Annotated in this window: 22 protein-coding genes and 1 pseudogene; 15 read left to right on the forward strand and 8 right to left on the reverse strand. The window is 61.6% G+C overall.

Annotated elements, in window-relative coordinates; genetic code table 11:
• Positions 1-13: 13 nt before the first annotated feature.
• Positions 14-202: a hypothetical protein gene (locus tag NKJ72_RS23470; RefSeq protein WP_352479611.1), complete on the reverse strand. Its 189-nt coding sequence runs from the start codon at positions 200-202 to the stop codon at positions 14-16.
• 136 nt (positions 203-338) lie between these two features.
• Between NKJ72_RS23470 and NKJ72_RS23475 the strand changes: the two genes are divergently transcribed.
• The gene (locus NKJ72_RS23475; RefSeq protein ID WP_352479612.1) at positions 339-635 is read left to right on the forward strand and encodes a hypothetical protein; all 297 of its coding nucleotides are present in this window, start codon (positions 339-341) and stop codon (positions 633-635) included.
• Positions 636-926: 291 nt separating this feature from the next.
• Positions 927-1259: a hypothetical protein gene (locus NKJ72_RS23480; RefSeq protein ID WP_352479613.1), complete on the forward strand. Its 333-nt coding sequence runs from the start codon at positions 927-929 to the stop codon at positions 1257-1259.
• 13 nt (positions 1260-1272) lie between these two features.
• On the opposite strand, the gene NKJ72_RS23485 is transcribed toward NKJ72_RS23480, so the two are convergent.
• On the reverse strand, positions 1273-1863 hold the full coding sequence (locus NKJ72_RS23485; protein ID WP_502895519.1) for a GntR family transcriptional regulator: 591 nt from the start codon (positions 1861-1863) through the stop codon (positions 1273-1275).
• A gap of 166 nt (positions 1864-2029) precedes the next feature.
• On the opposite strand from NKJ72_RS23485, the gene NKJ72_RS23490 reads away from it, so the two are divergent.
• The 13 genes and pseudogenes from NKJ72_RS23490 (at position 2030) to NKJ72_RS23550 (ending at position 16864) form a co-directional block, all read left to right on the forward strand.
• Positions 2030-2923: a dihydrodipicolinate synthase family protein gene (locus NKJ72_RS23490; protein WP_352479615.1), complete on the forward strand. Its 894-nt coding sequence runs from the start codon at positions 2030-2032 to the stop codon at positions 2921-2923.
• 48 nt (positions 2924-2971) lie between these two features.
• Positions 2972-4222 carry an NAD(P)/FAD-dependent oxidoreductase gene (locus NKJ72_RS23495; protein ID WP_352479616.1) on the forward strand — a complete coding sequence of 417 codons (1251 nt, stop codon included), beginning with the start codon at positions 2972-2974 and terminating at the stop codon, positions 4220-4222.
• Positions 4223-4250: 28 nt separating this feature from the next.
• On the forward strand, positions 4251-5252 hold the full coding sequence (locus tag NKJ72_RS23500) for a 4-hydroxyproline epimerase (protein ID WP_352479617.1): 1002 nt from the start codon (positions 4251-4253) through the stop codon (positions 5250-5252).
• Positions 5253-5586: 334 nt separating this feature from the next.
• The gene (locus NKJ72_RS23505) at positions 5587-6489 is read left to right on the forward strand and encodes a branched-chain amino acid ABC transporter permease (RefSeq protein ID WP_254816418.1); all 903 of its coding nucleotides are present in this window, start codon (positions 5587-5589) and stop codon (positions 6487-6489) included.
• A 4-nt stretch (positions 6490-6493) separates the two neighbouring features.
• Entirely contained in the window at positions 6494-8122 is a 1629-nt protein-coding gene (gene livM / locus NKJ72_RS23510; RefSeq protein ID WP_254816419.1) for a high-affinity branched-chain amino acid ABC transporter permease LivM, read from the forward strand.
• Positions 8122-9264: pseudogene (locus NKJ72_RS23515) on the forward strand (ABC transporter ATP-binding protein); the annotation flags it as partial. The gene livM and the pseudogene NKJ72_RS23515, both read left to right, overlap by 1 nt.
• Positions 9265-9272: 8 nt before the next feature.
• Positions 9273-10001 carry an ABC transporter ATP-binding protein gene (locus NKJ72_RS23520; protein WP_254816420.1) on the forward strand — a complete coding sequence of 243 codons (729 nt, stop codon included), beginning with the start codon at positions 9273-9275 and terminating at the stop codon, positions 9999-10001.
• A gap of 18 nt (positions 10002-10019) precedes the next feature.
• The gene (locus NKJ72_RS23525; RefSeq protein ID WP_254816421.1) at positions 10020-10367 is read left to right on the forward strand and encodes a DUF6867 family protein; all 348 of its coding nucleotides are present in this window, start codon (positions 10020-10022) and stop codon (positions 10365-10367) included.
• Between the two features lie 138 nt (positions 10368-10505).
• A complete protein-coding gene (locus NKJ72_RS23530) occupies positions 10506-11636 on the forward strand; it encodes a branched-chain amino acid ABC transporter substrate-binding protein (protein WP_254816422.1) in 1131 nt (376 codons plus the stop codon).
• A 232-nt stretch (positions 11637-11868) separates the two neighbouring features.
• Positions 11869-15327 carry a pyruvate carboxylase gene (pyc, locus tag NKJ72_RS23535; protein ID WP_352479618.1) on the forward strand — a complete coding sequence of 1153 codons (3459 nt, stop codon included), beginning with the start codon at positions 11869-11871 and terminating at the stop codon, positions 15325-15327.
• Positions 15328-15600: 273 nt separating this feature from the next.
• Positions 15601-15861, forward strand: a complete 261-nt coding sequence (locus tag NKJ72_RS23540) for a DUF2312 domain-containing protein (protein WP_023719653.1) — start codon at positions 15601-15603, stop codon at positions 15859-15861.
• A 181-nt stretch (positions 15862-16042) separates the two neighbouring features.
• Positions 16043-16483 carry a DUF4268 domain-containing protein gene (locus NKJ72_RS23545; protein WP_254816424.1) on the forward strand — a complete coding sequence of 147 codons (441 nt, stop codon included), beginning with the start codon at positions 16043-16045 and terminating at the stop codon, positions 16481-16483.
• Positions 16484-16549: 66 nt separating this feature from the next.
• A complete protein-coding gene (locus tag NKJ72_RS23550; protein WP_352479619.1) occupies positions 16550-16864 on the forward strand; it encodes a hypothetical protein in 315 nt (104 codons plus the stop codon).
• Between the two features lie 3 nt (positions 16865-16867).
• Here NKJ72_RS23550 and msrB read toward each other — a convergent pair whose 3' ends face one another.
• The 6 genes from msrB to NKJ72_RS23580 all read right to left on the reverse strand — a co-directional run bounded on the left by msrB (position 16868) and on the right by NKJ72_RS23580 (position 20520).
• Positions 16868-17272, reverse strand: coding sequence for a peptide-methionine (R)-S-oxide reductase MsrB (gene msrB, locus NKJ72_RS23555; protein WP_352479620.1), 405 nt, complete (start codon positions 17270-17272; stop codon positions 16868-16870).
• 109 nt (positions 17273-17381) lie between these two features.
• Positions 17382-18203 carry an MBL fold metallo-hydrolase gene (locus NKJ72_RS23560; protein ID WP_352479621.1) on the reverse strand — a complete coding sequence of 274 codons (822 nt, stop codon included), beginning with the start codon at positions 18201-18203 and terminating at the stop codon, positions 17382-17384.
• Positions 18204-19394, reverse strand: a complete 1191-nt coding sequence (locus NKJ72_RS23565; RefSeq protein WP_352479622.1) for a vWA domain-containing protein — start codon at positions 19392-19394, stop codon at positions 18204-18206.
• A gap of 9 nt (positions 19395-19403) precedes the next feature.
• Positions 19404-19808 carry a type II toxin-antitoxin system HicB family antitoxin gene (locus NKJ72_RS23570; RefSeq protein ID WP_254816428.1) on the reverse strand — a complete coding sequence of 135 codons (405 nt, stop codon included), beginning with the start codon at positions 19806-19808 and terminating at the stop codon, positions 19404-19406.
• A 9-nt stretch (positions 19809-19817) separates the two neighbouring features.
• Entirely contained in the window at positions 19818-20012 is a 195-nt protein-coding gene (locus NKJ72_RS23575; RefSeq protein ID WP_352479623.1) for a type II toxin-antitoxin system HicA family toxin, read from the reverse strand.
• Between the two features lie 61 nt (positions 20013-20073).
• Positions 20074-20520 (reverse strand): GNAT family N-acetyltransferase, encoded by a 447-nt coding sequence (locus tag NKJ72_RS23580; protein ID WP_352479624.1) that lies wholly within the window; start codon positions 20518-20520, stop codon positions 20074-20076.
• Positions 20521-20597 lie beyond the last annotated feature (77 nt).

Consider the following 20597-nt stretch of genomic DNA (forward strand, 5'->3'; position numbering starts at 1 on the left):
GGCGCCGAATTCGTCATTCCGACGATGAATTAGCCGGACGGTTTTCTGTCTGCGCGTCCTCGCCTTCCGCTTCGGGCGCGCGGGCCGGCGTGAAGGATGGCGCCGAATTCGTCATCCCGACGATGAACTGATCCAGATCGCGGAAAGCAAAAGAAGGCCTGGGCTCGACCCGGGCCTTTTTTGTCGCGGTCTTCATCGGCATGAACACTAATGTGATGGAACCAAGAAGGCAGCAATCTTCTTAGGTTGCAGTCCTGCCGCGAAGCAGACGCTGGCAGATCAACCAACGGCGCTGGTGACGGCTCCGGGGATATCGTCCGGCGCAAAGGAGGTGTCAGATGACACGTCTCATGGCGACTGTAGCTTGCGCTGCGATGGCCCTTTCCGCCGTCCCGGCAATGGCTGCCGAGCAATGTGCGGCACGCGCGGATATGGTCAAGGCGCTCGGCGAGAAGTTTCATGAAAATCCGAGCGCGGTCGGCGTCGTCAATCCGAATGTGGTGCTTGAAGTCTTCGTTTCCGACAAGGGCACATGGACCATCCTCGCCAGCGACACAAAAGGCCAAAGCTGCGTGATTTCAGTCGGCGAAGGCTGGGAGAGCGCGATGACGATAGCGGCGCTGCCAGGCACCTGATGAGGTTCCACGCTCGCGCCTAGTAGCGGCCTCGGCATGGCCGCGCAGCCTGGTGGCCCCATTCTTCGGCGACAACCGTAAAACGGATCTGCAGGCGCCCGCTTGGGCGCCTGCTTGCGCTTTTCCATTGCCGATACCATATATCGGGAACATAATGGGAACATCTGGAATCGTTCCCACCGATGGCAGACCGGAACACAGAAAGGAACGACGCGATGATGATGACGTCGGAACCGGCCTGGATCGCTCCGGCAAAGTGAGGCTGTCAAACCCCTCCTTTGCCGGAACGTGATGGCAAAGGAGGTGCCTATGGCACACAAATCGCTGTTGGGATGGGTGAAAACCCTGGTTCTTGCGGGCGCATTGGCGGTGGGTACGAACACCGCAAGCGCGCAATATCAATACTGCGTTGAACATGGCGAGCTCGTCGCCCATTTGAGCGAGAAGTTCCAGGAAAGGCAGTTTGCTTTGGGGCTGATCGGTCATGAGGCGGTCATGGAAGTCTTTGTCGCCGAGACCGGAACCTGGAGTATCGTCGTCACCGATATCGCCGGCAGAAGCTGCATCGTCGCGGCCGGCGACAATTGGGAAAACGTGATGGCCCTGCCCGGCCAGGGCGCATGACGAAATGACAGGCTCAGCGTGTGGCAGCTGCCTCGGCATGGCCGCGCAATAGTGCCATCAGGCGCTTGGCGTCCTTGGCCGCGGCCTCCTCGTCGCCTGCTAGGATCGAGCGGATCAGCGCGACATGATGCTCGGCGGATTCGGCCAAGCCGGTATCGGCCTTGTAGCGGAACCAGAAACGGCGGCTGTGGGTTTGCAAGGGCGCCGCCAGGCGCGCGGCGAACGGGTTGTCGGCAGCCAGCGCCAGCGCCTCGTCAAGCGCCTTGTCGGCCTGGATGAAGTAAAACACATTTTCCGAAATCACCGCCTTTTGCATGGCAAGGGCAGCGTCATGGAACAGGTCGGCGGCCTCGCGGGTGACGAAGCGAGCGGCCGAGCGGGCAAGCACCACCTCGACGCCACGGCGGGCGTCGAGGACACGCAGCCAGTCGCCGGGGTGCAGCGGGGCAATGGCAATGCCAGCGCGCGGCCGGACCTCAAGCAGCCCCTCCCAAGCCAGCCGCTGGATCGCTTCGCGAACCGGGGTGCGGCCGAGGCCGAGCCTGTCGATCAGCGCCCCCTCGGTGATGAAGCTCGCCGGCGCCAGCTCGAGAGTTACGATCATGTGCTCGAGCCTGCGGTAGGCCTTCGCAGTTGCCGGCTCGGAGCCCGGGCTATCATATACCAATGCGGCTTCTCCTGATATATTGTTGATATATCATATCAGATTCAACGTTGACAGTCGGCTTCTTAAGAAATATACGACTGATATATCAGATGGAGCGATCGATATGTGGGCCGGAGTCTTCCCCGCCGTTACGACCAAATTCACCGAGGACGACGGCCTCGACCATGCCGAGATGGAGCGCTGCTTTGCGGTGCAGATGGAGGCCGGCTGTGACGGCATCATCGTCTGCGGGTCGCTCGGCGAAGGCCCGATGCTGTCGCATGACGAGAAGATCGCGGTGCTGAAGACCGCCCAGAAGATCGCCGGCAAAAAACCGGTGCTGTTGACGGTCAACGAGGCCGGTACACGCGAGGCGGCGGCGATCGCACGCCGCGCCGCCAAGGAAGGCGCCAACGGTTTGATGGTGGTGCCGAGCCCGATCTACCATACCAATGCCGAGGAGACGGTCGCGGCACTCAGCGCCGTCGCCGCGGCCGGCGACCTGCCGGTGATGATCTACTCCAACCGGCTTGCCTATCGCGTCGATGTCACCGTCGACCAGATGGAGGAGTTGGCCAAGGACCAGCGCTTCGTCGCCATAAAAGAGTCCTCAGACGACATCCGCCGCTCGACCGAGATCATCAACCGCCTCGGCGACCGCTACGACTTGTTCACCGGCGTCGACAATCTCGCCTTTGAGGCGCTGTCGGTCGGCGCCATCGGCTGGGTGGCGGGCTTGGTCACCGCGTTCCCGCGCGAGACCGTCGCCATCTATCAGTTGATGAGACAGGGCCGCCGCGAGGAGGCGTTGAAGATCTACCGCTGGTTCCGGCCGCTGCTCGACCTCGACGTCTCGACCTATCTGGTGCAGAACATCAAACTCGCCGAAGTCTTGGCGATCAACACCAACGACCGCGTGCGCATGCCGCGCCAGCCATTGTCGGGCGAGCGGCGCAAGGCAGTCGAAAAGGTCGTCAGGGATGCGCTGGCCGTGCGGCCGCAACTGCCGGCATTCTGATCCAGTGCCTTCGAGGGTGTTTGCAGATGTGCAGCGCGGCGCATGGCAATGAATGACAATGCTACGCTCGATGTCGCCATCATTGGTGGCGGCATTATCGGCATCTGCGCTGCCGCATTTCTGGCCGAGGCGGGGCGAAACGTCACGATCTTCGATCGGACGGGGATCTGCGAGGAGACCAGTTCCGGCAATGCCGCCGCCTTTGCCTTCTCCGACGTGCTGCCGCTCGCCCACAAGGGGATGATCAGGCAGCTGCCGAAATGGCTCGCCGACCCGCTCGGCCCGCTCAGCATCCCACCCGCCTATCTGCTGAAGCTGCTGCCCTGGCTGGTCCGCTTCTGCCGCGCCGGCCGAAGCGACCGCTATGAAGCCGGCCTTGCCGCACAGGCCGGGATGATGAAGCTCGCCGAGGCGGAATGGATGGGTTTGCTCGACCGTTCCGGCACACGGCCGATGCTGCACGAGGACGGCTCGCTCGAACTCTACGAAAGCGAAGCCGAGTTCAAGGCCTCACTGCCCGGCTGGGCGGCAAGGCAGCGCTTCGGCATCGGCTTCAGCCATGTCGAGGGGAGCGCTCTCGCCGCCTTGCAGCCCGGTCTGTCGCCGCGCTTCGTCAAGGGAACGTTCGTGCCGGGGTGGAAAACCGTCGCCGACCCCAAGCGGCTTGGAAAGGCGTTATGGGCCTATGCCGAGAGGTTGGGCGCCGGGTTCGAAAGGGCCCGGATCAAGCGTGTCGAGGCGGGACAGGACGGCGCGATCCTGACCATGGCCGACGGCACGAGGCGACGGGCGAAGCATCTCGTCATCGCTGCCGGGGCCTGGTCGCACCTGCTGGCGAGACATCTCGGCGACGGAATCCCGCTGGAGACCGAGCGTGGCTACAACACGACGCTGCCGAAGACTGCCTTCGACGTAAGGCGGCAATTGATCTTTTCCGGGCATGGCTTCGTCATCACGCCGCTCGAGACGGGCCTACGCGTCGGTGGCGCGGTCGAACTCGGCGGGCTTGAAAGGCCGCCCAATTATGCGCGCTCGAAAGCGCTGCTCGAAAAGGCGCAGAAATTCCTGCCGGGACTGGATCCGGCCAATGGGCGCGAATGGATGGGGTTCCGGCCGTCGCTGCCGGATTCGCTGCCGGTGATCGGGCAGTCGCAAAAAACGCCGTCGGTGGTGTACGGTTTCGGTCATGGTCACCTCGGCCTGACGCAGGCCGCGGCGACCGGACGCTTGATCCGCGAGCTCGTTCTCGGGCAGAGTCCATCGCTCGATCTCGGTCCGTTCAGCCCGCAACGATTTTGAGATCGAAGACATTCAGTTGGGAGCCGGCATGGCCAAGCATTCCTTCTTCTGCATAGACGGCCACACCTGCGGCAATCCGGTGCGGCTGGTCGCCGGCGGCGGACCGCTGCTCAACGGCTCGACGATGATGGAGCGGCGAGCGCATTTCCTGGCCGAATACGACTGGATCCGCACCGGCCTGATGTTCGAGCCACGCGGCCATGACATGATGTCCGGCTCGATCCTCTATCCGCCGACGCGCGAAGATTGCGACATCGCCATCCTGTTCATCGAAACCTCGGGCTGCCTGCCGATGTGCGGCCACGGCACCATCGGCACGGTGACCTTTGCCGTCGAAAATGGATTGATCAAGCCGAAGACGCCGGGCGTGCTCAGGCTGGATACGCCGGCGGGCGTGGTCGTCGCCGAGTACAGCCAAGTCGGCGATTATGTCGAGGAGGTGCGCATCACCAATGTGCCGTCCTTCCTCTATGCCGAGGCACTGACGGTCGAATGCCCCGGGCTCGGCGAGATCAGCGTCGATGTCGCCTACGGCGGCAATTTCTACGCCATCGTCGAACCGCAAAAGAACTATCGCGACATGGCCGACCATTCGGCCGGCGAGCTGATCGCCTGGAGCCCGGTGGTGCGGCAGCGGCTCAACGAGAAATATTCCTTCGTCCACCCGGAGAATCCCGGCATCGACAAGCTGTCGCACATACTGTGGACCGGCGCGCCGGCCAACCCGCAAGCCGATGCCCGCAACGCCGTCTTCTACGGCGACAAGGCAATCGACCGCTCGCCCTGCGGCACCGGCACCTCGGCGCGGATGGCGCAGCTTCACGCCAAGGGCAAGCTTGGGGTCGGCAACGACTTCGTCCATGAATCGATCATCGGGTCGCTGTTCAAGGGTAGGGTGGAGAAAGAGGTCACCGTCGCCGGCAAGCCGGCAATCATTCCGTCGATCGGCGGGTGGGCGCGGATGACTGGATTGAACACGATCTTCATCGACGACCGCGACCCGTTTGCACACGGCTTCGTCGTCAAATAGAGAAAACGCTGACGCTAGGGAAGGAAAGAGAGCGCAAACGGATGCCTTCGACGGCGCAACGATCCCGCTCATCAACTTATTTTGACGGCGATTTCTTCGACATGAGGCGCATGGAGCGATTGAATCGTCAAAGACATTGCGTTAGGCCAATGGTAGGGTCCGCGATGGTCCAGGGGGCGGACGGGAACAAAACGGGCAATCGGACGGCGTGCGGCGAAAACACGCGTAATGATCGAAAAATCACGTTGCAATCCGGGCTCGAAACTTTACGACTAGGGAAAATACGAAAAGGAATGCGTCTGCATGGGCGACATTCCAGGGGAGCCACGACAGCATGCAGTATTTTGTCCAGCAGCTTATCAACGGGCTGACGCTGGGATCGATCTATGGGCTGATAGCGATCGGCTATACGATGGTCTACGGCATCATCGGCATGATCAATTTCGCCCATGGCGACATTTTCATGATCGGCGCTTTCACCGCGCTCATCGTTTTCCTTATCCTCGGTGCGTTGTTCTATTCGCTGCCGATCGTCGTTGCGCTGCTGATCATGATGATCGTCGCGATGCTGCTGACCAGCCTGTATAATTGGACGATCGAGAAGGTGGCCTACCGGCCTTTGCGTGGTTCATTCCGGCTGGCGCCGCTGATCACTGCGATCGGCATGTCGATTGCGCTGTCCAATTTCGTCCAGGTGACGCAAGGGCCGCGCAACAAGCCGGTCCCGCCAATGGTGTCCACGGTCTACAACATCGAAGGCATCAGCGTCTCGCTGAAGCAGATCATCATCGTCCTGGTCACCATAGTCCTGCTCGCGGTGTTCTGGTACCTGGTCAACAAGACCTCGCTCGGCCGGGCGCAGCGCGCCTGCGAGCAGGATCGCAAGATGGCGGCACTGCTCGGCGTCGACGTCGATCGCACCATCTCGATCACCTTCATCATGGGCGCCGCCCTCGCCGCCGTCGCCGGCACGTTGTTCCTGATGTATTACGGCGTGGTGGTGTTTTCCGACGGTTTTACGCCCGGTGTGAAGGCGTTTACTGCCGCGGTGCTCGGCGGCATCGGCTCACTGCCCGGCGCCGTGCTCGGCGGCCTGATGATTGGCTTCATCGAAAGCATGTGGTCGGCTTACTTCTCGATCGACTACAAGGACGTCGCCGCCTTCTCCATCCTGGCGATCGTGCTGATCTTCCTGCCTTCCGGCATTCTCGGCCGGCCAGAAGTCGAAAAGGTCTGAGATCATGGCGGTTACCGTGTCTCCGGAAAGCACCGTCGTCGCCACCCCGGTCCAGCGCGCTTTTCGCGAAGCGCTCTATGCCGGCGCCATCTCGCTTGGCCTGTTCGTGCTCTTCATCGGCCTGAAGACCGACCAGAACATCTCCAACGAACTGATCCTGGTGCAGCGCTGGGGCTTGCTCGCCGGCGTCGTGATCGCCACCATGGCCGGACGCTTCCTTTATGTCGCCTATGGCCAGCCCTTCCTGGCGAACCAGAAGATCGTCGACGTCGCTACCGGCCTGCTGCCGGTCAGCCTGGCTTCGCGATTCTTCCGCCTTCCCGCGTTCATCGTGGCGCTCGCCGTCGCCGTTATTCTGCTCGCGCTCAGCGGCTTCCTGACCGAGGCTTTAGGGCCGGAACTTTCCGATTTTGTGCGGTTCCTGCGGGCACTTGCAATCATCTATGCGCTAGCCTGGCTGATATATCGGTTCCGGGCCTTCATTCATTCTCATTTCTCGGCATTGGGCATAACCGCACTGGCGCTCTACCCGATTATCGTGGTGTTGGTGCTGGCGCTATATGCCGGGTCCATGGCGGCCGGTTTCCAGGGTTCGCTGAAGTATGTCGACAATTTCGGCATCCAGATCCTGATCTACGTGATGCTGGCCTGGGGGTTGAATATTGTTATTGGCTTGGCCGGCCTGCTGGACCTAGGCTATGTCGCCTTCTACGCCGTCGGTGCCTATGCCTATGCGCTGCTCGGCACGCATTACGGCCTTTCCTTCTGGATCCTGCTGCCCGCCGCCGGCCTGATGGCTGCATTCTGGGGCGTGATGCTGGGCTTCCCTGTGTTGCGCCTGCGCGGTGACTATCTGGCGATCGTGACGCTCGCTTTCGGCGAGATCATAAGGCTGGTGATCATCAACTGGCGCGAAGTGACCAACGGCTCGGCCGGGATTTCCGGCATCCCGAAGGTCTCGTTCTTCGGCCTGATGTCGTTCAACGTCTCCGACCCGAACTACATCTCCAAGGTGCTCGGCATCGCGCAGTCCGGTGCCTACTACAAGATCTTCCTCTACTACCTGATCCTTGGACTCTGCCTGCTGACCGCCTTCGTCACGGTGAGGCTCAGGCGCCTGCCGGTCGGCCGCGCCTGGGAAGCGCTGCGCGAGGACGAGATCGCCTGCCGCTCGCTCGGCATCAACACCACCACCACCAAGCTCACGGCCTTTGCCACGGGTGCGATGTTCGGCGGCTTCGCCGGCTCGTTCTTCGCGGCGCGGCAAGGCTTCGTCAGCCCGGAATCCTTCGTCTTCCTGGAATCGGCGATCATCCTTGCCATCGTCGTGCTTGGTGGCATGGGCTCGCTGGTCGGCATTGCCGTCGCCGCCATGGTGATGATCGGCGGCACCGAAATCCTGCGCGAACTGGATTTCCTCAAGACCGGCCTGAGTTGGGGCAACATCAAGGTCATACCCGGGTTCGGCCCCGACTTCACGCCGGAGCTTTATCGCATGCTGTTGTTCGGCATGGCCATGGTCATCGTCATGCTGTGGAAGCCGCGTGGCTTCGTCGGCAGCCGCGAGCCGACAGCCTTCCTCAAGGTGCGCAGGGCGGTGTCCGGGTCCTTCACCAAGGAGGGACACGGCTGATGAACGCGAGCCCCTCCGTGAACGATGCCATCCTGCAGGTCGAGCATCTGTCGATGAAGTTCGGCGGTCTCATCGCCATCGGCGATTTGTCATTCCAGGCCAAACGTGGCGAGATCACCGCGCTGATCGGCCCCAACGGCGCCGGCAAGACCACCGTGTTCAATTGCATCACCGGTTTCTACAAGCCGTCGGAAGGCATGATCACGCTCAACCGGCGCGACGGCTCGACCTTCCTGCTCGAACGCCTGCCGAACCATGAGATCCCGGCGCGGGCCAAAGTGGCGCGCACCTTCCAGAACATCCGCCTGTTCTCGGGCATGACGCTGCTGGAGAACCTGCTGGTGGCCCAGCACAACAAACTGATGAAGGCGTCCGGCTATACCGTTCTCGGCCTGTTCGGTTATAGCGGATACAGACAGGCTTCGGCGGAATCGGTTGAACTCGCCGAGCACTGGCTGGAGAAGGCCGATCTCGTCGACCGCGCCGACGATCCTGCCGGCGATCTGCCATATGGCGCGCAGCGACGGCTCGAAATTGCTCGCGCCATGTGCACCGGCCCTGAGCTTCTGTGCCTAGACGAGCCGGCCGCCGGCCTTAATCCGAAGGAATCGGCGGCGCTCAATGCGCTGCTGATGGACATCAAGGACAACACCGGCACCTCGATCCTTTTGATCGAGCACGACATGGCGGTGGTCATGCAGATTTCAGACCATGTCGTCGTCCTCGAATACGGGCGCAAGATCTCCGACGGCAACCCGCAATCGGTACGAACCGACCCGCGCGTCATTGCCGCCTATCTCGGCGTCGAAGACGAGGACGTCGAGACGGTACTGACCGAAGTCGGCGACGAGGACGTCATCGAGCAACTGGATACGGGTCCGGATGCCGCGCATGGACCGGGCACATCGTCTTCCTATCTCGCCGGACCGGTGGCCGATACCGTCGGCCATAGCGAGGGCGAACGCGTCACAGTGTCAAAGGGCGCTTCGAAGGCCGGGCAGATCGATGCAAGGTCGAGCGCTGCTGCTGCAAAGTCCGGATCGCCGGCCAAAACCAAATCGGCCGCGAAATCTTCCACGGCAAAGCCGGGCAAGGCTCCGGCGAAGTCGAAAACTCCCGGCACCTCTAATCGGCGTGGGGGGCGGAAATAATGGCCGGCACAACGCTGCTCGATATCAAGGGCGTCCAGACCTACTACGGCAACATCAGGGCGCTGAACGGCGTCGACGTCACCGTCAAACAGGGCGAGATCGTGGCGCTGATCGGCGCCAACGGCGCCGGCAAATCGACACTGATGATGACCATCTTCGGTGCTCCGCGCGCTCGTGCCGGCACCATCACCTTCGCCGGCACCGATATCACCCAGATGCCAACCCACGAGATCGCGCGCATGCGTATCGCGCAGTCGCCGGAGGGCCGGCGCATCTTTCCGCGCATGACGGTGATGGAAAACCTGCAGATGGGCGCCAGCCTCGACGGTCTCAAGCATTACGACGAGGACGTCGAAAGGGTCTTCACGCTGTTCCCGCGGCTCAAGGAACGCGTCGGCCAACGTGGCGGCACGCTTTCGGGCGGCGAGCAGCAGATGCTGTCGATCGGCCGCGCGCTGATGGCAAGGCCGAAGCTGCTCTTGCTGGATGAGCCGTCGCTAGGCCTGGCGCCGCTGATCGTCAAGCAGATATTCGACGCCATTCGCGAGCTGAACCGCACGCAGGGACTGACCGTGTTCCTGGTCGAGCAGAACGCCTTCGGCGCACTGAAGCTCGCCACGCGCGGCTATGTCATGGTCAACGGCAATGTGACGATGAGCGGCACCGGCAAGGAACTGCTCGCCAATCCGGAAGTGCGCGCCGCCTATCTCGAGGGCGGCCATCACTGAGTTTCAGGAGTCTTCATCATGCAGGGCATTCTTTATGAGGAACCCTCGATTTGGCAGTTCTTTTTCGTCACCTGCCTGCTCGGCGGCTGGGCGGCCTGGATGACGGGCAAGGCGTGTGCCCAGACATGGCGCAGCTTCGCCCAGCTATTCGCCTATATGCTGGGGCTCGGCATCGGCGTAAGATTCATCCATCATGCGCTGTTCGGCGGAACGATGTTTTCGCTGCATTACTATGTGGTCGATACCATCGTGCTGATGATATTGGGCTTCATTGGCTACCAATACACGCGCACGAACCAGATGGTAACGCAGTATAATTGGCTTTACGAAAGAGCCTCTCTTTTGAGCTGGAAACCGAAAGGTTGACATTTATCATTAACGGCGTTTCAGGGATGAATCGGCGTGACAAGTGCCTGAAAATCGGCAAAGTACTCTTTCTGCGAGCAAGAGTGGGCATCGCATGAAAGCAACATCCACGCCCACTCGGTAAATGGGAGCGTTTCAATGAAAAAGTCACTTTTGTCCGCCGTCGCACTGACCGCGCTTGTCGCGTTCAGCGGCAACGCGTGGGCTGACATCCTGATCGGCGTTGCCGGTCCGATCACCGGTCCGAACGCAGCGTTCGGTGCCCAGCTTCAGAAGGGTGCCGAACAGGCGGTCGCCGATATCAATGCGGCGGGCGGCGTTCTTGGCCAGCAGCTCAAGCTTGAAGTCGGCGACGACGTCTCCGATCCCAAGCAAGGCATCTCGGTCGCCAACAAGTTCGTCGCCGACGGCGTCAAGTACGTCGATGGCCACTTCAACTCCGGCGTCTCCATCCCGGCATCGGAAGTCTACGCCGAGAACGGCATCCTCGAGATCACGCCGGCCGCGACCAATCCGAAGTTCACCGAACGTGGCATGTGGAACACCTTCCGCACCTGCGGACGCGACGATCAGCAGGGCAAGGTCGCTGGCGACTATCTCGCCGCGAACTTCAAGGATGCCAAGATCGCTGTCATCCATGACAAGACGCCTTATGGCCAGGGCCTCGCCGACGAAACCAAGAAGGCGCTCGCAGCCAACGGCGTGACTGAGGCCATGTATGAAGGCATCAATGTCGGCGACAAGGATTTCTCGGCCCTCATCGCCAAGATGAAGGATGCGGGCGTCTCGGTCGTCTACTATGGTGGCCTGCACACCGAAGCCGGCCTGATCATACGCCAGCTCGCCGACCAGGGCCTCAAGGCAACCTTCATGTCCGGCGACGGCATCGTCTCGAACGAATTGGCCTCGATCGCCGGCGACGCCGTCGAGGGCACGCTGATGACGTTCGCTCCGGATCCGCGCAAGAATCCGAACGCCAAGGAACTCGTCGAGAAGTTCCGTGCGGCCGGCTTCGAGCCTGAGGCTTATACGCTCTACTCCTACGCAGCGATGGAAATCATCGCGGCCGCCATCACCAAGACCGGCTCAGCCGATGACGCTCAGAAGGTAGCCGAGACCATCAAGTCGGCCGGCCCCTGGAAGACTGCGATCGGCGAGATCGGCTACGACGCAAAGGGCGATATCACCCGTCCGGACTACGTCATGTACACCTGGAAGAAGGGTGACGACGGCAAGTACACCTATGTCGAGAACGAACCCGGCAAATAACCGGACGTTGCTACATGAGAATGCCCGGCGCCTCGCGCCGGGCATTTTTTATGAGAGTTCCCGAAAGCCTGGATCGGAACTGCCCAGGCGTTGTCCGGATCGACACGCAATGCGTCAACGCGATTAGATTAACTAAATCGGTTTAATCCCTCTTTTCGATTTTGTTTGCACTGCAGCATTTTCGCGCTAATCATGTCCGGCAGTTCCCTTCCCCGCGTCCGGAGCCCTGTCCTTGGCAATCTCGAAGATCCTTGTCGCCAACCGCTCCGAAATAGCCATCCGCGTCTTCCGCGCGGCCAATGAGCTCGGCCTTAAAACCGTGGCGATCTGGGCAGAGGAGGACAAATATTCCCTGCATCGCTTCAAGGCCGACGAAAGTTACCAGGTCGGGCGCGGGCCGCATCTGGCCAGGGATATGGGGCCGATCGAAAGCTATCTGTCGATCGAGGAGGTTATCCGCGTCGCCAGGCTTTCGGGCGCCGACGCCATCCATCCGGGGTACGGGCTGCTGTCGGAGAGCCCGGAATTCGCCGAGGCCTGCGCCAAGGCCGGCATCATCTTCATCGGGCCAAAGCCCGATACGATGCGCAGGCTGGGCAACAAGGTCGCCGCGCGCAATCTCGCGATCGAAGTCGGCGTGCCGGTAATTCCCGCTACCGATCCCTTGCCGGACGACATGGCGGCGGTAAGGGAACTCGCCAAGACGATCGGCTACCCGGTGATGCTCAAGGCATCTTGGGGCGGCGGCGGCCGCGGCATGCGCGCCATCCGCTCCGAGGCCGATCTCGCCCGCGAGGTCATGGAGGGCAAGCGTGAGGCGAAGGCGGCTTTCGGCAAGGACGAGGTCTATCTCGAAAAGCTGATCGAGCGCGCCCGCCATGTCGAGGTGCAGGTGCTGGGCGACCGCCAAGGCAACGCCGTGCACCTGTTCGAGCGCGACTGTTCGATCCAGCGCCGCAACCAGAAGGTCGTCGAGCGGGCGCCGGCGCCGTATCTCGAAATGTCACAACGCGAAGAGCTTTGCGGCTACGCGCTGAGAATTGCGCGCCAAACCAGCTATATCGGCGCCGGCACGGTCGAGTTCCTGCAGGATGCCGACACCGGAAAATTCTATTTCATCGAGGTCAATCCGCGAATCCAGGTCGAGCACACCGTCACCGAACAGGTGACCGGCATCGACATCGTCAAGGCGCAGATCCATATCCTCGACGGCTTTGCCATCGGCACGGCGGAATCGGGCGTGCCGGCGCAAAAGGACATCAGGCTCAACGGTCACGCCCTGCAGTGCCGCATCACGACGGAAGATCCCGAACATAATTTCATCCCCGATTATGGCCGCATCACCGCCTATCGCGGTGCCACCGGCTTCGGCATCCGCCTTGATGGGGGCACCGCGTATTCGGGCGCGGTGATCACCCGCTTCTACGATCCGCTGCTGGAAAAGGTGACGGCGTGGGCGCCGACGCCGGCCGAGACCATTGCCCGCATGAACCGGGCGCTGCGCGAATTTCGCATCCGCGGCGTGGCGACCAATCTTACCTTCCTCGAGGCGATCATCAATCACCCGAGCTTCGCCGACAACTCCTACACCACCAAGTTCATCGACACGACGCCGGAACTGTTCGCCAGTGTGAAGCGGCAGGACCGCGCGACCAAGCTGCTCAACTATCTTGCCGACGTTTCGGTCAATGGTCATCCCGAGACACGCGGCCGGCCGCAGCCAAAGGCCGATGCGGCGCCGCCGGTGGTGCCATATCTCAACGGCAATGTGCCTCAAGGCAGCAAGCAGAAGTTCGACGTGCTCGGGCCGGAGAAATTCGCCGCGTGGATGCGCGAGCAAAAAGAGGTGCTGGTCACCGACACGACAATGCGCGACGGGCACCAATCCTTGCTCGCGACGCGTGTGCGCACCTATGACATTGCCGGAATTGCCGGCACCTATGCGCGTGCTCTGCCGCAGCTTTTGTCGCTCGAATGCTGGGGCGGCGCCACATTCGACGTCGCCATGCGCTTTCTCACCGAGGACCCATGGGAGCGGCTGAGCAAAGTGCGCGAGGCGGCACCCAACCTTCTTCTGCAGATGCTTCTGCGCGGCGCCAATGGCGTTGGCTATACCAACTATCCCGACAACGTCGTCCAGCATTTCGTCCGCCAGGCCGCTGCCGGCGGCATCGACCTGTTCCGCGTCTTCGACTGTCTGAACTGGGTCGAGAACATGCGGGTCGCCATGGATGCGGTCGGCGCCGAGGGCAAGCTGATCGAAGCGGCGATCTGTTATACCGGCGACATACTCGATCCGGCGCGGGCCAAATACGATCTGAAATACTATGTCGGCCTGGCCAGGGAATTGCACGCGGCGGGCGCCCATATCATTGCCGTCAAGGATATGGCCGGGCTTTTGAAACCGGCGGCGGCCCGCGTGCTGTTCAAGGCGCTGCGCGAGGCGACGGATCTGCCGATCCACTTCCACACCCACGACACATCCGGCCTGTCGGCGGCAACCGTGCTGGCGGCGGTGGAGAGCGGCGTCGACGCCATCGACGCGGCGATGGATTCGCTATCGGGCAACACCTCGCAGCCATGCCTGGGTTCGATCGTCGAGGCGCTGAAAGGCACTGAGCGCGACCCGGGTCTCGACCCGCAATGGATCAGGCACATCTCGTTCTACTGGGAGGCGGTGCGCAACCAATATGCAGCCTTCGAAAGCGACCTGAAGGGGCCGGCATCGGAGGTCTATCTGCACGAAATGCCGGGCGGTCAGTTCACCAACCTCAAGGAACAGGCGCGCTCGCTCGGGCTGGAGACACGCTGGCATGAAGTGGCGCAGACCTATCACGACGTCAATCTGATGTTCGGCGACATCGTGAAGGTGACGCCGTCGTCCAAGGTCGTCGGCGACATGGCGCTGATGATGGTCAGCCAGGACCTGACCGTCGCCGATGTCGAGAATCCGGCGCGGGACATCGCCTTCCCGGATTCGGTGGTGTCGATGTTGCGCGGCGATCTCGGCCAGTCACCGGGCGGCTGGCCAAAGCCATTGCAGAAGAAGGTGCTGAAGGGCGAAAAGCCGATCACGGTGCGCCCGGGTTCGCTGCTCAAACCGGCGGACCTCAAGGCCAGTCGCACGGACGTCGAGGAAAAACTCGAGCGCAAGCTCAGTGAGTTCGAGTTCGCGTCGTGGCTGATGTATCCGAAGGTGTTTTCCGATTTTGCCGCCGCGCAGGAGACCTACGGTCCGGTCAGCGTGCTGCCGACGCCGACCTATTTCTACGGAATGAAGCCGGAAGACGAGATTTTCGTCGATATCGAAAAAGGCAAGACGCTGGTGGTGCGCTGCCTTGCCATGGGCGACGTCGACGAAAAGGGCATGGTCACGGTGTTCTTCGAGCTCAACGGGCAGCCGCGCCGGGTGAAGGTGCCGGACCGGGCGCATGGCGCCTCCGCTGCCAAGGTACGGCGTAAGGCGGAGCCGGGCAATGAGGCGCATGTAGGCGCGCCGATGCCTGGCGTCGTCTCGGCGCTTGCGGTCGCTGCCGGCCAGGCGGTAAAGGCCGGTGACGTGCTGCTGTCGATCGAAGCGATGAAAATGGAAACGGCGTTGCATGCCGAACGCGACGGCACCATTGCCGAGGTGCTGGTCAAGGCCGGCGACCAGATCGATGCAAAGGATCTGCTGATCGCATTCGGGTAAGGTGTGCTGATATTCAGGTGATGCCGGCCTGCAAACGCCGGCTTCCTGCACTTCCGGTGCTCACGTACTCAGGTACGCTCCGCTCCGGTTCTCGGCAGCCATCGTTTTCGGCTCGGCCTGACCTGAATCTCAACACACCTTAAGGCGTGCCCAACCCCTTCATGCCGCATCGATAGCACCTTGACCCGCCGCGCCCGGTCGGGCATCGAACCGCTGCAATTCGCCGCTCGGGTTACCCCGAGTCGCGGCGAGAAACGACGCGGAGAGAAGAATATGGCCGACGACATCACCGAGACCAGCCAGACTGTTGCCGCCGGCCAGCTGCGCGCCTTCATCGAACGCATCGAGCGGCTCGAGGAAGAGAAGAAGACGATTGCCGACGACATCAAGGAAGTGTTCGCAGAGGCCAAGGGCACCGGCTTCGATACCAAGGCGATGCGGTCGATCATCCGGCTGCGCAAGAAAGACCAGGCCGAGCGGCAGGAAGAGGAATCCATTCTCGACCTCTACAAGGCCGCGCTTGGAATGGTGTAGAGACTGTCTGGAAATTCTACTCCGGCGGCAATCCGATGGTGTTTCGGCGCTTCCGATGCTCACGGACCTAAAAGTCCGCTGCGCTCCGGTTCTCGAAACCACCGCCATATGACTCGCCAGAGCGAATTTCGAAACAGTCTCGGCAACAATCTCGGCCTGATGCTGGAGCGAGCATCGAACCATGAGCGAATTCGATTTTGGCGCCCGCCGCGCCTCTGAATTCCGCCAACGCAGCTTCTGGACGCTGTTCGCGGAACGGCATCCGGATGAAAGGGCTCTGCTGGCGAGGCGCGGACCGTGGTTCTGGCAGCGTGGGCTGCCCGATTTCGCATTGGTCATTTCCATGTATGTCGCGCCTGCGCACAATCATGTCGGCGTCTTCTTCGGCCGCAACGAGAAACTCGGTGCCACGCAAGCCTGGTCACGGTTGAAGCCGTTCCAGCCGGCCATCGAAGACAGGCTGAAGCTCAGGCCAGAACAAAGTTGCGACGGCCTCGGCATCAATTCGATGTGGCGGGTGAATTGTTTTGCCGAAGACAATTGGCCGGCGATGACCGACTGGCTGGTTACGGAAGCCTCACGTTTCGAGCGCGCGATTGCCGAAGTTCTGGGTCAGGAATAAAGCAGGATTTCCAGACGCAATCCTTAGAACCGCTCTGGTGAGCAGAGCGAGGGAGCCGGTCGATCGATGACGATTATGTCGCGAGTTGCCGCCTTCTTCCGCTCACGCTGGCTGGGCGGCGTGCCGCTCGATCGGCTGTTCTGGCGCGACATGGTCGTTGTCGGCACAGCGATCAACGTCGCGTTGTCGGCGGCGGCGCTCATTCTGCTTGGGCTGAAGCTGCCGCTCGCGCTAGTCCTGGCGGTGCATTTCGCGCCGGTGCCCTACAATATCTTCCTGACCTTTGCCGTTTGGCGAACTGCCGGAAAATCGAGTGGCGCCAAGGCCTCGCTGATGACGCTTGGCGCCACGTTGTGGCTGATCCTGGTGGTTGTGGCCTGACGGTCAGGCGGCCGGCTCGAATTTGAGCGCCACACCGTTGATGCAATAGCGCAGGCCGGTCGGCGGCGGGCCGTCGTCGAAGACATGGCCGAGATGGCTGCCGCAGCGGGCGCAATGGCACTCGGTACGGACCATGCCGTAGCTGCGGTCGACGGTGGTCTCGACCGAGCCCGGCACGGGATCGTTGAAGCTCGGCCAGCCGGTGCCGCTCTCGAATTTCAGCTTGGATTCAAACAAGGGCTGGTCGCAGCCGACGCAGGAGAAGGTGCCGGCGCGCTTCTCGTGCAGCAGGGCGCAGCTTCCCGGCCGCTCGGTGCCATGGTTGCGCATCACCGCATATTGCTCGGGCGTCAGCCGGGCGCGCCATTCGGCATCGGTGCGGTTAACGGGGTAGGTGTGGCTGTCCATTTTTTCCTCTTAGCTTATGTCGCTATTTGGGTTGCCTTCCCAACTTCGCCTGAAATAGGCATTTGTTACGGCGTTTGCTCGTATTTCCTATCCTGATGCGACGAATTCCTCAGGCGATGGCCGCGAGATAGCGCCCAACCGATGCTGAAAATGCCGCCTTTGCGTCTCCGATGACATTCTGGTTCCACCATGCGCCGTAGATATGGTCGAACGTGAAAGGCTCCAGCGCGGCCTTGATGCCGAGCACTTTCGTCGCATTGAGCGGGATATAGTTCGGGTAGCTGTACATGAAGCTGACATGACGGCGCGTAGGCGTCACCTGCAGGATGTCGCCGGCCAGCATGGCATTGCCGCCGTCGCGCTTCCAGTGCAGCACCTGGCCACCGGCAAAGTGGCCGCCGCAGCGGATGAGCGTCAGCGACGGGTTTATGGCGCGCGTTTCGCCTTCCCAGCTGATGATCGCCGGATGCGGCCGCATGATCCACTGACGATCATCGGCATGCAGATAAATCGGCACGCCGCCAAACGCCTCGCTCCACTCGACCATTGCCGAATGATAATGGCAATGCGAAATGGCGATGGCGGCCAGGCCGCCCCGGCGGTTGATCTCGGCCACCGCCTCGTCGCTGACCATCGAGATGCAGTCCCACAGCACATTGCCGTGCGGCGTTTGCGCCAGCAACGCCCGCTGGCCGATGGCGAAGCGCGGCTCTATGCCGAAGGCGAGCACGCCGGCGTCGTCCCTCATCACGATCCGATGGCCGGCCGCGAGCTCTTCCGGCGTGATCCAGGCCTGGCCCTCCCAGCGCACATATTGCCGCTCGTCTTCGCAGATCGGGCAATGTTGCGGCGGCGTCGCTGTCGCCGCGAACTGGACACCGCATTGCAGGCAAAGGAAACAGGTCGACCGTCCTGTTTTGCGTGGATCCATTCAGTGCTTCCTTGAAAGTTGCTTCGTCGCGGCTTCGAGGCCGGCGAGCGTCAGCGGAAACATGCGGCCGCCAAAGATATCGCGGATCATGGCAATGGAATGGGTATAGCCCCAGTTCTTCGCGTCTTCCGGATTGAGCCAAATGGCGTTCGGCCATTGCTGCAGCAGCCTGCCGAGCCAGACCGCGCCGGCCTCCTGGTTCCAGTGCTCGACCGAGCCGCCGGGATGGGCGATCTCATAGGGACTCATCGAGGCGTCGCCGACGACGATCACCTTGTAGTCGGGCCCATATTTATAGATGAGGTCGAAGGTCGGAATCACCTCGGCATGGCGGCGGCGATTATCCTTCCACACGCCTTCGTAGAGGCAGTTGTGGAAGTAGAAATATTCGAGCTGGCGGAACTCGGCGCGGGCGGCCGAAAACAACTCCTCGACACTCCTGATATGGTCGTCCATCGAGCCGCCAACATCGAAGAACATCAGCAGCTTCACGGCATTGCGACGTTCGGGTTGTGTCTTGACGTCAAGATAACCGTGCTCGGCGGTGGCGTGGATGGTGCCAGGCAGGTCGAATTCCTCTTCGGCGCCTTCGCGCACCCAGCGGCGCAACCGCTTCAGCGCGACCTTGATGTTGCGGGTGCCGAGCTCGACGGCATCGTCGAAATTCCTGAACTCGCGCCTGTCCCAGACTTTTACCGCGCGGCGGTTGCGGCTTTCGTGCTGGCCGATGCGCACGCCTTCGGGATTGTAGCCATAGGCGCCGAAGGGCGAGGTGCCGCCGGTGCCGATCCATTTCGAACCGCCCTGATGCCGGCTCTTTTGTTCCTCCAGCCGCTTCTTCAGCGTCTCCATCAGCTTTTCGAAGCCACCCAGCGCCTCGACCAGTTTTTTCTCCTCGTCCGACAGGTGGTTTTCAGCGAGGCTCCGCAGCCATTCCTCAGGGATGTTTTCGACATCGACCGCGTTTTCGCCAGCCAGCGTCTCGACACCTTTGAAGATGTGCGAAAAGACCTGGTCGAAGCGGTCGATGTGGCGCTCGTCCTTCACCAGCGCGGCGCGGGCGAGATAGTAAAAGCCCTCGACATCATAGTCGACCAGCCCGGCTTCCAACCCCTCCAGCAGCGACAGATATTCGCGGAGCGAGACCGGAACCCGCGCTGCCTTCAGTTCGAGGAAGAAGGGGATGAACATGGTCCGACTTTATCTGTGTCCCTCGATCTTCTCCCGTGCGGCGCTGGCGATAAAGGCGGAACGCGTCAGACCACGCCGACCCGCTTCTTCGTCGATTGCCGCCAAAAGACCTGCGTCGAGCGACAGATTGGCCCGGACAGGCCGTCCGGAATCGATCAGCACAGGGATCATCACGGCGGATTCACCGGCAGCGCTATCGACTTCGCCCAGTCGGAGCAGATCTGCCACAGTGCGCGCGGCGGGCAAGGGCAAGTTCTTCGCCATTCGTGTCTCTGCCCATTCGCGAACGGCAGAAGTCGCATCGGCTATCGCCTCTTCGGGACTTGCGCCACCGCCGTGACATCCGGGAAGATCAGGCACCCGCACTCCCCAGACTTCATCTGCGCCGTCAAGAATTCCGACATAGTGCGTCATGATTCGTCCTTAAATCCATCCAGCAAGCCGGGCGATCGACCGCGCAACACCCAGAGATTGTTCGCGATGCCGCGGCACGATAATCATGATCTCCGGCCTTTCCGGATGCTCGTACTTCTCGTGTTTGCCGCCGCCTACGTTCACCCAGCCGTCACGTAAAAGCCTCGTGACAATCTTGCGCGTGTTGGTCTCGATCCGCGGCACTGTCGCCCCTGATCGTGCGCAATATATTGCGCACAGGTGATTATTTCAATCGTTGGCTTCATCAGAGCAGATCATATTCGATAAAGCCGGTCCTGCGCGCCACGTGGTCGTAGAGCTTGCGTGCGGTGGTGTTGGTTTCGTGCGTCATCCAGTAGACGTTCTTGACGCCGATCTTGCCGGCTTCCTGCTTGACCGCTTCGATCAGGGCGGCGCCGACGCCCTTGCCGCGCACATCGGGGTCGGCGAACAGGTCCTGCAGATAACAGTTATTTATCTGCGACCAGCAGGAGCGATGGTAGAGATAGTGCGTCAGGCCGACGGCCTTGCCGTCGAGGGTGGCGACAAAACCCTTTGGCTCGAACTCGCCCGCCGTGAACAGCCGCTTCCAGGTGACGGCGTAAACGTCTTCCGGCAGCTTGGTTTCGTAGAAGGTGAGATAGGCGGTCCACAGACGCCGCCAGTCGGCATGGTCGGATTGCGCAAGCGGGCGGACGGTGATCTCGGTCATTTCATTTCCCTCTGAACTCGGCAACACGAAGCTGCCTTCACGCCTCGCTGGCGGCAACGGTCCAGCGACGGGAAAGC

The sequence above is a fragment of the Mesorhizobium sp. M0045 genome, assembly GCF_040323385.1.
GTDB lineage: Bacteria > Pseudomonadota > Alphaproteobacteria > Rhizobiales > Rhizobiaceae > Mesorhizobium.

Coding starts and splice junctions, on each gene's coding strand:
- NKJ72_RS23570 (WP_254816428.1), bottom strand. CDS start 19,808: ATGACGCACTATGTCGGAATTCTTGACGGCGCAGATGAAGTCTGGGGA.
- NKJ72_RS23520 (WP_254816420.1), top strand. CDS start 9,273: ATGGCCGGCACAACGCTGCTCGATATCAAGGGCGTCCAGACCTACTAC.
- livM (WP_254816419.1), top strand. CDS start 6,494: ATGGCGGTTACCGTGTCTCCGGAAAGCACCGTCGTCGCCACCCCGGTC.
- NKJ72_RS23530 (WP_254816422.1), top strand. CDS start 10,506: ATGAAAAAGTCACTTTTGTCCGCCGTCGCACTGACCGCGCTTGTCGCG.
- NKJ72_RS23480 (WP_352479613.1), top strand. CDS start 927: ATGGCAAAGGAGGTGCCTATGGCACACAAATCGCTGTTGGGATGGGTG.
- NKJ72_RS23495 (WP_352479616.1), top strand. CDS start 2,972: ATGAATGACAATGCTACGCTCGATGTCGCCATCATTGGTGGCGGCATT.
- NKJ72_RS23540 (WP_023719653.1), top strand. CDS start 15,601: ATGGCCGACGACATCACCGAGACCAGCCAGACTGTTGCCGCCGGCCAG.
- NKJ72_RS23475 (WP_352479612.1), top strand. CDS start 339: ATGACACGTCTCATGGCGACTGTAGCTTGCGCTGCGATGGCCCTTTCC.
- NKJ72_RS23505 (WP_254816418.1), top strand. CDS start 5,587: ATGCAGTATTTTGTCCAGCAGCTTATCAACGGGCTGACGCTGGGATCG.
- NKJ72_RS23470 (WP_352479611.1), bottom strand. CDS start 202: ATGCCGATGAAGACCGCGACAAAAAAGGCCCGGGTCGAGCCCAGGCCT.
- NKJ72_RS23560 (WP_352479621.1), bottom strand. CDS start 18,203: ATGGATCCACGCAAAACAGGACGGTCGACCTGTTTCCTTTGCCTGCAA.
- NKJ72_RS23545 (WP_254816424.1), top strand. CDS start 16,043: ATGAGCGAATTCGATTTTGGCGCCCGCCGCGCCTCTGAATTCCGCCAA.
- NKJ72_RS23550 (WP_352479619.1), top strand. CDS start 16,550: ATGACGATTATGTCGCGAGTTGCCGCCTTCTTCCGCTCACGCTGGCTG.
- NKJ72_RS23500 (WP_352479617.1), top strand. CDS start 4,251: ATGGCCAAGCATTCCTTCTTCTGCATAGACGGCCACACCTGCGGCAAT.
- NKJ72_RS23580 (WP_352479624.1), bottom strand. CDS start 20,520: ATGACCGAGATCACCGTCCGCCCGCTTGCGCAATCCGACCATGCCGAC.
- NKJ72_RS23525 (WP_254816421.1), top strand. CDS start 10,020: ATGCAGGGCATTCTTTATGAGGAACCCTCGATTTGGCAGTTCTTTTTC.
- msrB (WP_352479620.1), bottom strand. CDS start 17,272: ATGGACAGCCACACCTACCCCGTTAACCGCACCGATGCCGAATGGCGC.
- NKJ72_RS23485 (WP_502895519.1), bottom strand. CDS start 1,863: ATGATCGTAACTCTCGAGCTGGCGCCGGCGAGCTTCATCACCGAGGGG.
- NKJ72_RS23565 (WP_352479622.1), bottom strand. CDS start 19,394: ATGTTCATCCCCTTCTTCCTCGAACTGAAGGCAGCGCGGGTTCCGGTC.
- NKJ72_RS23490 (WP_352479615.1), top strand. CDS start 2,030: ATGTGGGCCGGAGTCTTCCCCGCCGTTACGACCAAATTCACCGAGGAC.